General features: G+C 67.5%; 12 protein-coding genes and 1 pseudogene. 8 read left to right on the forward strand and 5 right to left on the reverse strand.

All coding sequences use genetic code 11. The annotated features are described in order from the left end of the window. Nucleotides 1-403, reverse strand: a 403-nt coding sequence (locus A5698_RS12555; RefSeq protein ID WP_231967390.1) for a helix-turn-helix domain-containing protein, incomplete at its 3' end; no start/stop codon positions are given. Between the two features lie 66 nt (nt 404-469). Between A5698_RS12555 and A5698_RS12560 the strand changes: the two genes are divergently transcribed. The 5 genes from A5698_RS12560 to A5698_RS12580 all read left to right on the forward strand — a co-directional run bounded on the left by A5698_RS12560 (nt 470) and on the right by A5698_RS12580 (nt 4,176). Then, nucleotides 470-1,807 carry an FAD-binding oxidoreductase gene (locus tag A5698_RS12560; protein ID WP_068297044.1) on the forward strand — a complete coding sequence of 446 codons (1,338 nt, stop codon included), beginning with the start codon at nt 470-472 and terminating at the stop codon, nt 1,805-1,807. Nucleotide 1,808: 1 nt separating this feature from the next. Next, nucleotides 1,809-2,582, forward strand: a complete 774-nt coding sequence (locus A5698_RS12565) for a DAPG hydrolase family protein (protein WP_068297047.1) — start codon at nt 1,809-1,811, stop codon at nt 2,580-2,582. 25 nt (nt 2,583-2,607) lie between these two features. Continuing rightward, nucleotides 2,608-3,126: an MBOE_33420 family protein gene (locus A5698_RS12570; RefSeq protein ID WP_084792422.1), complete on the forward strand. Its 519-nt coding sequence runs from the start codon at nt 2,608-2,610 to the stop codon at nt 3,124-3,126. Between the two features lie 64 nt (nt 3,127-3,190). Then, nucleotides 3,191-3,574, forward strand: coding sequence for an SRPBCC family protein (locus tag A5698_RS12575; protein WP_068297064.1), 384 nt, complete (start codon nt 3,191-3,193; stop codon nt 3,572-3,574). Nucleotides 3,575-3,660: 86 nt separating this feature from the next. Beyond that, complete coding sequence (locus tag A5698_RS12580) at nt 3,661-4,176, forward strand: MBOE_33420 family protein (RefSeq protein ID WP_068297051.1); 516 nt, start codon at nt 3,661-3,663, stop codon at nt 4,174-4,176. Nucleotides 4,177-4,180: 4 nt separating this feature from the next. Here the strand turns inward: A5698_RS12580 and ilvD are convergent, their stop codons facing one another. Next, nucleotides 4,181-5,911 carry a dihydroxy-acid dehydratase gene (ilvD, locus tag A5698_RS12585; RefSeq protein ID WP_068297057.1) on the reverse strand — a complete coding sequence of 577 codons (1,731 nt, stop codon included), beginning with the start codon at nt 5,909-5,911 and terminating at the stop codon, nt 4,181-4,183. A gap of 80 nt (nt 5,912-5,991) precedes the next feature. On the opposite strand from ilvD, the gene A5698_RS12590 reads away from it, so the two are divergent. Then, a complete protein-coding gene (locus A5698_RS12590) occupies nt 5,992-6,615 on the forward strand; it encodes a DUF305 domain-containing protein (RefSeq protein WP_068297059.1) in 624 nt (207 codons plus the stop codon). A 2-nt stretch (nt 6,616-6,617) separates the two neighbouring features. Continuing rightward, the gene (gene ricR / locus A5698_RS12595; protein WP_067298987.1) at nt 6,618-6,908 is read left to right on the forward strand and encodes a copper-sensing transcriptional repressor RicR; all 291 of its coding nucleotides are present in this window, start codon (nt 6,618-6,620) and stop codon (nt 6,906-6,908) included. Here ricR and A5698_RS12600 read toward each other — a convergent pair. Continuing rightward, the gene (locus A5698_RS12600) at nt 6,905-7,198 is read right to left on the reverse strand and encodes an MTH1187 family thiamine-binding protein (protein WP_067298989.1); all 294 of its coding nucleotides are present in this window, start codon (nt 7,196-7,198) and stop codon (nt 6,905-6,907) included. The genes ricR and A5698_RS12600 overlap by 4 nt on opposite strands. Before the next feature lie 30 nt (nt 7,199-7,228). Then, nucleotides 7,229-7,619 (reverse strand): annotated as a pseudogene (locus A5698_RS29980) (PPOX class F420-dependent oxidoreductase). 172 nt (nt 7,620-7,791) lie between these two features. Between A5698_RS29980 and A5698_RS12610 the strand changes: the two are divergent. Beyond that, complete coding sequence (locus A5698_RS12610; RefSeq protein ID WP_067298994.1) at nt 7,792-8,853, forward strand: L,D-transpeptidase; 1,062 nt, start codon at nt 7,792-7,794, stop codon at nt 8,851-8,853. A 52-nt stretch (nt 8,854-8,905) separates the two neighbouring features. Here A5698_RS12610 and A5698_RS12615 read toward each other — a convergent pair. Then, a partial coding sequence (locus A5698_RS12615; RefSeq protein WP_286144489.1) for a M13 family metallopeptidase occupies nt 8,906-10,047 on the reverse strand: 1,142 nt, incomplete at its 5' end.

The raw sequence follows: 10,047 nt of genomic DNA on the forward strand, positions 1-10,047 counted from the left end.
CGACCGCCGACACCGCCCGCAGTCGATGGGCCGACTCCACCTGGTCGATGAACAACATCTCGCCGCCACGCAACACCGAAAGATCGACCGTCTCCCCGGTGCTGGCCGCTAGGTGCTCGAGCGTCGGCCGGAACAACGCCGCGAGCCCCGCGACGTCGGCACTTCCGAGGCCGAGCAGACGATCCCCGAGCGAGAACCGTCCCTGGTCGTCGACCGCCGCGAAGCCGACCTCCACCAACCCGACGAGCAACCGCCGCACCGTCGATTTGGCCAGTCCCAGCCGCGCCCACAGATCGACCAGCCGCAGCTGTCCGGGAGCCGCCGCGATCTCGTCGAGGGCGGCCGCCGCCCGGCGCAGCACCTGAATGCCATCGGTTCGTTCATTTCGGCCCGGCCGCGTCACGCCCTCACTATATTGATCCGCATACCGGTTCACAAAGATTCGGTATACGGACCGAGGAGGTCCCAGATGTCGCTTCCATCTGGCCGTTCCTTCACCCGCTCCGACGACGGATACGACGCCGCTCGCCGCGCGACCGTCTGGAATGCGCGCACCCCGGACCGCTATCCCGAAGTGGTTGTGCAGGCTGCTTCCGTCGACGACGTCGTCGCCGCGGTCCGCTATGCGGCCGCACACGACCTCAAGATCGGCGTGCGCTCGGGCGGGCACAGCTGGGCGGGCAACCACGTCCGCGACGGTGGCTTGCTGCTCGACGTCAGCCGCCTCGACGACTGCTCCATCGACGCCGACCGCATGACCGCGATCGTCGGGCCCGGCAAGGGCGGCAGCCTGCTGGCCGCGGACCTCGAGGCCCAGAACCTGTTCTTTCCGGCCGGGCATTGCAAGGGCGTGTGCATCGGCGGGTACCTGCTGCAAGGTGGATACGGATGGAACAGTCGCATCCTCGGTCCGGCGTGCGAAAGCGTCATCGGCCTCGACGTGGTCACCGCCGACGGCGAGCGAACCCACTGCGGACCCGACAGCCACCCCGAGTTGTACTGGGCGGCAAGGGGGTCGGGACCGGGCTTCTTCGGCGTGGTGACCGCGTTTCATCTCAAGCTGTATCCCCGTCCCGCCGTCTGCGGGAGCAGCCTCTACGTGTACCCCATCGAACTCGCCGACGAGATCTTCACCTGGGCCCGGGCCATCAGCGCCGATGTCGACCGTCGCGTCGAGTTGCAGATCGTCGCGTCGCGAAGCGTGCCGGGCGCCGGGGTCGATCAGCCCGGAATCGTCATGGCCTCACCGGTGTTCGCCGATTCGGAAGACGAGGCGGCGGAAGCGTTGGCATTGCTCGACACATGTCGGGTCCGCGACCAGGCCATCGTCGCGATCCCGTACGCGCCTGCCGATCTCGCGAGCTGGTACGAGGGGGTGATGAGCAACTATCCGACCGGTTACCGCTACGCCGCCGACAACATGTGGACGTCGGCGCCCGCCGACGACCTGCTACCCGGTATCCGCCACATCATCGAAACGCTGCCGCCGCATCCGTCGCACTTCCTGTGGCTGAACTGGGGACCGTCGCCCGCCCGTCAGGACATGGCGTACAGCCTCGAGGACGACATCTACCTTGCGCTGTACACGGTTTGGCGCGATGCCGCCGACGACGACCGCTATTCCGACTGGGCACGGTCGAACATGGCGGACATGGCACATCTGGCGACCGGCATCCAACTTGCCGACGAGAACCTCGGTCAGCGTCCGGCCCGGTTCGCCACCGATGACGCGATGAACCGCCTCGATCGCGTGCGCGCACAGTACGACCCCGACGGTCGATTCCACAGCTGGATGGGCAGGGTGTGACATGAAGTCTTACCTCGGCTACCGCGATGACGACTTCTCCGTCGATTTTGCGCGGTTCTACCACCCCGAGATGGGCGCCCTACCAGAGCATGTCGTTGTGGCGCTGGAGCACGGACCCCAGGCCGAGCCGACGCTGTCCGCATTCGACGACATCGTCGCGATGCGCGGCGACGGATATCAGCAGACCGAGAACGGATACGGCGTCCTGCGCGACGGCGGTATCCAGGTCTCGGTTCGCACCGACATGCCCGGCGTCACCCCGGACATGTGGAATTGGTGGTTCGGGTGGCACGGCAGCGACTCGCGCCGTTACAAGCTGTGGCACCCCCGCGCGCATGTGTCGGCCCACTGGAGCGACGGCGGCGGCGAAGCCGGGTACGTCGGGCGGACGTCGCTCGTGGAGGAGTACCTCGGCTCGTCGTTCACCCGCCCGGCGATCCAGTTCGTGGACCCGTCGGAACTGGGGCTGGGCGAACTGAGCGACGGTGTCGCGATCTGCGCGCGGCTCGGATCGAGCGATGTCCCGGTCGATGTCGGCTGGCTGGTCCACCAGGTTCGCGCGACGCCCGACGGCTCCGAGATGCGCTCGCGCTTCTGGATGGGTGGTCGTCATGTCGCCGTGCGGTACGCAAACCGGTTGGCTGACAGGGTCGTTCGACCCGTCGCCGCCCGTCAGCTACCCGACCCCCGCGACCTGATGGTGCACTGTGCGCAGGAGATGAACCATCTCGCCGCCTTCCTGCCCGAGCTTTACGCGCGATTCGGCGGGCGCTGAACCTGTCGATGTGTTAACCAGATCTATGTCGAAATCGTTGCCGGTGGCGGTCTTTGCAGCAGGCGCAGCCCTGGCCTTCGTCCCTGTCGCGCACGCAGAAAGAGCCGAACCACCGCCGCTGTACGGGTGGTACAACGTCTTCATCGACTTCTCGAAGCAGACGTTCAACGGCCGGCCGACGCCGATGGACCCTGTCACGTTCCCCGTCGAACTGACCACCCAATGCGATGCGAACGGCTGCGTCGCGCGCTGGCACAACGAGGACGACCACGCCCGCAATCCGGGCGCACCACTGCAGTTCGAGTACCGGTGGACCGGCGACCGGTGGTCGACAAGCGGCGAGTATCCCTACTTCTGCGATCGGAGCGACCCGCGCAGCGCCGTGAACGCGACACGCTCGGACTACCTGATCCCCAACCCGGACGGCAGCTTCTTCGGGGAGCGGACGCTCGTCACCGAAGGGACCGGGTGCCCCGGCGAAGGGCCCGGTACCCACTGGCTGACGTTCAACCTGACACCCATCGACCCGCCACCGCCGCGGTAGCCGTCGTTTAACCGCCCCCGCGGCGGGGCATCAGCCAGTGGTGAACTTCGGATTCCGGCGTGGGATGCCGACCGTGGAGTTACGCAGCGACGCGTCTCCCGAAGCGGTCTGGGACGTCATCACCGACCTGTCCACATGGCCGCAGTGGGGACCGACCGTGTCGGGCGCCGAACTCGACGACCCCGAACCCCTGCATCTCGGAGCCCGGGGCAAGGTCTTCACACCTGTCGGTGTGCCATTGCCGTTCACCATCACCGAGTTCCGTCCCCGCCGCTGCTGGGCGTGGAAGGTCGCCGGTGTCGGGGCGACCCGCCACGAGGTGATCCCCGAGGGCGACGGCTCGAGGATCGTGTTCGGCGTGCCGTGGTGGGCGACCGCGTACCTGCCGGTCTGCGCGATCGCCCTGCCGCGCATCGCCCAGCTCGCCGGCGCACCCCGGACTCGCTGATTCGACGACGGCCGGCGCGGCACTGTGCTATCCAGTGCCCAGGGTTCTCCGGCCGTCGAGGGCTCCGGACGAAGGGGCTCTCGAAGATGAAGACACTCTCGCTCGTCGCGGGCATCGTCTCTACCACAGTGACGTTGGCGCCCGTGGCCACGGCCGACCGCCCCGAACCGGCACCGATCTACGGCTACTACAACGCCTTTCTCGATCACTCGCGGCAGACGTTCAACGGCGCGCCGGCCTTCGCGCCGCCGGCCACACAGCTGGGACTGTTCACCACCAACTGCGATACGACCGGCTGCCTGGCCAAGTGGTTGCGCGAGACGGAGATCTCGCAAGACCCCGATGCGCCAGCGCAATTCGAATACCGGTGGAACGGCGACCGCTGGGAGTCCGCGGGCGAATACCCCTTCTACTGTAACCCCGACGGCAGCGGTGGCACCGTCACCACGCAGCGCTCGGACTGGCTTCGGCCCAACGGCGACGGCAGCTTCTCCGGCGAGCGGACGTTCACGGTGCCCGCGCCGGGCTGCCCCGGCCAGGGCCCCGGCACCTACTGGCTTCCCATCGCGCTGACCCCGACCGACCCGCCACCGCCTCAATAGGCCGCTACCCGCAGACCGCGCCGACCGCCGCCGATCCGACCAACTTGGTGTACTTCGCCAGCACGCCGGTGGTGTAGCGCGGTGGCAGCGGTTCGAAACCGGCCTTGCGCGAGTCGAATTCCGCCGGGTCGACCAACACGTCGAGCGTGCCGTTCGCCACGTCGAGCCGGATGCGGTCGCCGTCCTGCAGGAATGCGATCGGGCCGCCGTCGACGGCTTCGGGCGCGATGTGTCCGACGCACAGGCCCGTCGTGCCGCCGGAAAACCGGCCGTCGGTCATCAACAGCACATCCTTGCCCAGGCCCGCACCCTTGATGGCGCCGGTGATCGCCAGCATCTCCCGCATGCCGGGCCCACCCTTGGGTCCCTCGTAGCGGATGACCACGACGTCGCCGGCCTGGATCGTGCCGTCCTCCAAAGCGTCCAGCGCGGCCCGCTCACGCTCGAAAACCCTTGCGGTGCCTTCGAAGATGTCCGAGTCGAAGCCCGCCGACTTGACCACTGCGCCCTCGGGGGCCAGCGACCCGTGCAGGATCGTGATGCCGCCCGTCGGGTGGATGGGGTCGCTGAGCGCACGCAGCACCTTGCCGTCGGGATCCGGCGGCGCGATGTGGCGGAGGTTCTCGGCCATGGTCTCACCGGTTACCGTCAGGCAATCCCCGTGCAGCAGGCCGGCATCCAGCAGTGCCTTCATCACGACGGGGACGCCGCCGATGTGGTCGACGTCGTACATGACGTGCTTACCGAACGGCTTGACGTCGGCGAGGTGGGGCACCTTGGCACCCACCCGGGTGAAGTCCTCGAGTGTCAGTTTGACGTTGGCCTCGTGGGCGATCGCCAGCAGGTGCAGCACGGCGTTGGTGGATCCGCCGAACGCCATCACCACAGCGATCGCGTTCTCGAACGCCTCCTTGGTGAGGATGTCGCGGGCGGTGATGCCGCGCCGCAGCAGGTCGACGACGGCTTGGCCGCTGCGCCGCGCGAATCCGTCGCGACGGCGGTCGGTGGCCGGCGGCGCCGCACTGCCCGGCAGCGACATGCCCAGCGCCTCGGCGGCGGAGGCCATCGTGTTCGCGGTGTACATGCCGCCGCAGGCGCCCTCGCCGGGGCAGATGGCCCGTTCGATCGCGTCGACGTCCTCGCGGGGCATCAGCCCGCGCGCACATGCGCCGACCGCCTCGAACGCGTCGATGATCGTCACCTCCCGTTCGGTGCCGTCCGACAGCTTGGCCTTGCCCGGCAGGATCGATCCGGCGTAGAGAAACACGCTCGCGAGATCGAGTCGCGCCGCGGCCATCAGCATGCCGGGCAGCGATTTGTCGCATCCGGCGAGAAGCACCGAGCCGTCGAGGCGTTCGGCCTGCATGACCGTCTCGACGCTGTCGGCGATCACCTCGCGCGACACCAGCGAGAAGTGCATGCCTTCGTGGCCCATCGAGATGCCGTCGGACACCGAGATGGTTCCGAACTCCATCGGGAAGCCGCCCGCGGCGTGGACGCCGTCCTTGACGGCCTTGGCCAACCGGTCCAGTGAGAGGTTGCAGGGCGTGATCTCGTTCCACGACGAGCCGACGCCGATCTGCGGTTTGGCGAAGTCGTCGTCCTCCATGCCTACCGCGCGCAGCATCCCGCGGGCTGCGGCCTTTTCCAGGCCGTCGGTGACGTCGCGACTGCGGGGCTTGATATCGGGCTCGGCCCGACGGCGGGCTTCGGTGTCGGGAGTTTCTGAGGGCATCGAACAAGTATGCCTTCGGGGTTTTGCCCCGGCCAAACCGTTATCTATACCCCGGTGGGGTATGCGGTAGCATCGAGCCCATGACGTCCCTGATCGCTCGCCTCTCCGCTGTCCTGGTCGCCCTCGCCACCGCCGTGTTGCTCACTTCATGCACGACCCCGGCGTCGGATGGTCACACCGACCACGAGCACCCTGACGAGCCCGCGATCAGCGGTCAGCCGGCCGGCTTCAACGCCGACGACGTCGCGTTCGCGACTGACATGATTCCGCATCACGAGCAGGCCGTCGAACTGTCGGCGCTGGTTCCGGACCGCTCCACGAACCCGGAGCTCAAGGCGCTCGCCCAGCAGATCGCCAACGCCCAGGAGCCCGAGATCCGCACCATGCAGGTGCTGCTCGTGCAGTGGAAGGAGAACCCCGAAGCGGGCACCGGGCAGGAGGGGCACGGCGGACACGGCTCCGGGCACGGCGCGATGCAGGGCATGGTCGACGACGCCACCATGGCGAAGCTCAAGACACTCTCGGGTCCGGAGTTCGACACCCTGTGGCTGCAGTCGATGATCGGCCATCACCAGGGCGCGATCGAGATGGCGCGCGCCGAGCTCGCCAACGGCGAGAACGTCGACGCCAAGCGGCTGGCCCAGTCGATCGTCGACACGCAGCAGGCCGAGATCGATCAGATGAATCAGATGTTGAGGGGCTGAAAATGACCGCGGTGCACGGGTATTCGCAGCAGAAGGACAACTACGCCAAGCGGCTGCGCCGAATCGAGGGTCAGGTTCGCGGCATCGCGAAGATGATCGAGGACGACAAGTACTGCATCGACGTGCTCACTCAGATCAGCGCCGTCAACAGCGCGCTGCAGTCGGTCGCGCTCGGTCTGCTCGACGAGCATCTCGGGCACTGCGTGGCGCAGGCGGTCACCGAAGGCGGTGACCAGGCCGACGCGAAGCTGGCCGAGGCGTCCGCCGCGATCGCGCGCCTGGTGCGGTCCTAGCCCCCGAGGACGTCTTCGATCCGCTTGACCTTCGCCGTGAGCTGATCGGTGTGGCCGGGGCGGATATCGGCCTTGAGTACCAGGCTCACCCGTGGCGACACCGCAGCGACCGCGTCGACCGCCCGCTTGACGACGTCCATCACCTCGTCCCAGTCGCCCTCGATGTTGGTGAACATCGCGTTCGTCTCGTTGGGAAGCCCGGATTCGCGGACCACCCTGACCGCCTCGGCGACCGCGTCGCCGACACTGTCGTCGCCACCCGTCGGGCTCACGCTGAAGGCCACAATCATTCGACCAGCCTGCCACCGACCGGCGGTCGGCTACTGCTTGCTGTAGCCGGTGGGTCGCACGATCAGGATCACCCGGTCGGCCTTGTCGGCGGGCGGTTCGGCCAACGGGCCGCTGTAGCGATCGTTGAGCTGCAGGTAGAACGCGCCGGTCGGATCGGGCTCGATGGCCTCGACGACGCCGCGGACCTCGAGGTAGCGGTACGGGTTCTCCGGGTCGCTGACCGACATCGCGACCGCGGGCTGACCCTCGATGTTGCGGAATTTCTGGCGTTTGGTGGTGTTGGGTGAAGCGCAGCACCTCGCCGTCCCACGCGAACCACATCGGATTGACCTGTGGCGTGCCGTCCGGCCGGACGGTGGCCAGATGTCCGTACAGCGGGCGTTCCAGAAGGGACTCGTATCCGGCGGGAATGGCGACCATGGCGGTCCTCTCGAAGGCGGTTCGGCGGCTGCGGTGTTAACAGTAAGCGTCCTGAACCGATGAACAGTGCAGGTCACGGGTGTCGATAAGGGGTTTGCCCACGTCGAGGCGGCACTGAGTGTCCCGGGCGTTATGCCACACTGGTTGAAGTTCTGCGACTGGGAGGTTGTGTATGCGCAGGGTAAAGCGCAGTCGGCTGCTCACTGCGGTCTTGGCGGCGAGCGTCGTCGGCGGGATGGTGCTCACCAGCCCGTCCGCTCTGGCTCAGCCCGTTGTCCCGCCGCCACCGGCGCCGGTCGATCCGGCCCTGGCGCCGGCACCGCCACCGGGGCCGGCCCTGCCGCCGCCTCCGCCTGCGGATCCGCTCGCGGCCCCCGCGGCCCCGCCCGGGCCGCCCCCGGCGGCCGAGACACCGCCTCCGCCGCCGTCGTCGAACCCGTTCTTCGCGCCGCCCAATCCGCTGGCTCAGCAGCAGCCGATCCCGGAGGGCACCCCGCCCGGGCAGAACCCGACGCCGTACGTCGGCTCCCCGGTGTTCGCGCCGCCGTCCTTCAATCCGAGCAACGGTTCGATCGTCGGCGCAGCCAAGCCGATCTACATCAACTTCCAGCGGCCGATCGCCAACCGTCAGATGGCCGAGGATGCGATCCATATCTCGTCGAACCCGCCGGTGCCCGGCCGGTTCTACTGGACCAGTGACACCCAGGTGCGCTGGCGTCCGCAGGACTTCTGGCCCGCGGGCACGACGGTCAACATCGACGCCTCCGGCACCAAGTCCAGCTTCACCGTGCCCGAGCAGCTCGTCGCCACCATCGACAACGACACCCTGCAGATGTACGTCCACCGCAACGGCGAGCTCGAGAAGACGTTCCCGGTGTCGATGGGCAAGCAGGGTCACGAGACCAAGAACGGCACCTACTACGTGCTGGAGAAGTTCGCCGACATCGTGATGGACTCCTCCACCTACGGCGTGCCGGTGGATTCGCCCAACGGCTACAAGGTCAAAGTGCAGGACGCCGTGCGCATCGACAACAGCGGCGCCTTCGTGCACAGCGCGCCGTGGTCGGTCGGCTCACAGGGTGAGGAGAACGTCAGCCACGGCTGCGTCAACCTCAGCCCCGCCAACGCGCAGTGGTTCTTCGACAACTTCGGCAGCGGTGACGCCGTCGTTGTCAAGAACTCGGTCGGCACCTACAACCAGCCCGACGGCGCGTCCGACTGGCAGATGTTCTGAGCGATTTCGGTGCGCTAACGATCGCTGAGCGACTGTCAGCGCACCGAAATCCCTAGTTCCAGATACGAACCCGTCGTTCCGGGTCGAGGTAGAGCGCGTCGTTCTCGGTCACGTCGAACGCTTCGTAGAACGCGTCCATGTTGCGGATGACGCCGTTGCACCGGAACTCCGGCGGTGAGTGCGGGTCGATCGCAAGCCGCCGGATGGCCTCGGCGTCACGGGATTTCGTCCGCCACACCTGGGCCCAGCCGAAGAAGACCCGCTGCTCGCCGGTCAGCCCGTCGAGCACCGGTGCGGGCTCACCCTTGAGCGACAGGCGGTACGCCAGCAGCGCGATCGACAGACCGCCGAGGTCGCCGATGTTCTCGCCGACGGTGAAGGCGCCGTTCACGTGGTGTCCGTTGCTCAACTGCCGGGGGACGTACTCGTCGTACTGCTCGATCAACTTCTTTGTGCGCGACCCGAACTCGGTGCGGTCCTGGTCGGTCCACCAGTCGACCAAATTGCCGTCACCGTCGTACTTCGCGCCCTGATCATCGAAGCCGTGCCCGATCTCGTGGCCGATGACCGCGCCGATCCCGCCGTAGTTGGCGGCGTCGTCGGCGTCGGCGTCGAAGAAGGGCGGCTGCAGGATCGCGGCGGGGAAGACGATCTCGTTCATGCCCGGGTTGTAGTAGGCGTTGACCGTCTGCGGCGTCATGAACCATTCGTCGCGGTCGACGGGCCCGCCGAGCTTGCGCAGTTCCCGGTCGTACTCGAACGCGTAGCCGCGGCGGTAGTTGCCGTAGAGGTCGTCGCGCTCGATGACGAGGCCCGAATAGTCACGCCACTTCGCCGGATATCCGATCTTGGGCGTGAACTTGTCGAGCTTGGCCAGCGCCTTCTCCCGCGTCTGCGGCGTCATCCAGTCCAGGGAGTTGATGCTGACGCGGTACGCCTCGCGAATGTTGTCGACGAGTTCGTCCATCCGCTCCTTGGCGTGCGGCGGGAAATGCCGCTGTACGTAGAGCTTTCCGACCGCGTCGCCCAGCAGGCTCTCCACCACCGACACGGCGCGCTTCCACCGGTCACGGATCTGCTCGGTGCCCGAGAGTCGCCGGCCGTAGAACGCGAAGTCCTGGGCGACCAGGTCGTCGGTCAGCAGGAAGGCGTGGGCGTGGATGACGCGCCAGCGCAGCCAACGCTTCCAGTCCT

Origin of the sequence: Mycobacterium sp. E136, assembly GCF_001666865.1 — a bacterium.
GTDB lineage: Bacteria > Actinomycetota > Actinomycetes > Mycobacteriales > Mycobacteriaceae > Mycobacterium.

What these genes read in the sequence shown, in the direction of transcription:
- A5698_RS12560 (WP_068297044.1), top strand. Translation starts at nt 470, where the DNA reads ATGTCGCTTCCATCTGGCCGTTCCTTCACCCGCTCCGACGACGGATAC.
- A5698_RS12565 (WP_068297047.1), top strand. Translation starts at nt 1,809, where the DNA reads ATGAAGTCTTACCTCGGCTACCGCGATGACGACTTCTCCGTCGATTTT.
- A5698_RS12570 (WP_084792422.1), top strand. Translation starts at nt 2,608, where the DNA reads ATGTCGAAATCGTTGCCGGTGGCGGTCTTTGCAGCAGGCGCAGCCCTG.
- A5698_RS12575 (WP_068297064.1), top strand. Translation starts at nt 3,191, where the DNA reads ATGCCGACCGTGGAGTTACGCAGCGACGCGTCTCCCGAAGCGGTCTGG.
- A5698_RS12580 (WP_068297051.1), top strand. Translation starts at nt 3,661, where the DNA reads ATGAAGACACTCTCGCTCGTCGCGGGCATCGTCTCTACCACAGTGACG.
- ilvD (WP_068297057.1), bottom strand. Translation starts at nt 5,911, where the DNA reads ATGCCCTCAGAAACTCCCGACACCGAAGCCCGCCGTCGGGCCGAGCCC.
- A5698_RS12590 (WP_068297059.1), top strand. Translation starts at nt 5,992, where the DNA reads ATGACGTCCCTGATCGCTCGCCTCTCCGCTGTCCTGGTCGCCCTCGCC.
- ricR (WP_067298987.1), top strand. Translation starts at nt 6,618, where the DNA reads ATGACCGCGGTGCACGGGTATTCGCAGCAGAAGGACAACTACGCCAAG.
- A5698_RS12600 (WP_067298989.1), bottom strand. Translation starts at nt 7,198, where the DNA reads ATGATTGTGGCCTTCAGCGTGAGCCCGACGGGTGGCGACGACAGTGTC.
- A5698_RS12610 (WP_067298994.1), top strand. Translation starts at nt 7,792, where the DNA reads ATGCGCAGGGTAAAGCGCAGTCGGCTGCTCACTGCGGTCTTGGCGGCG.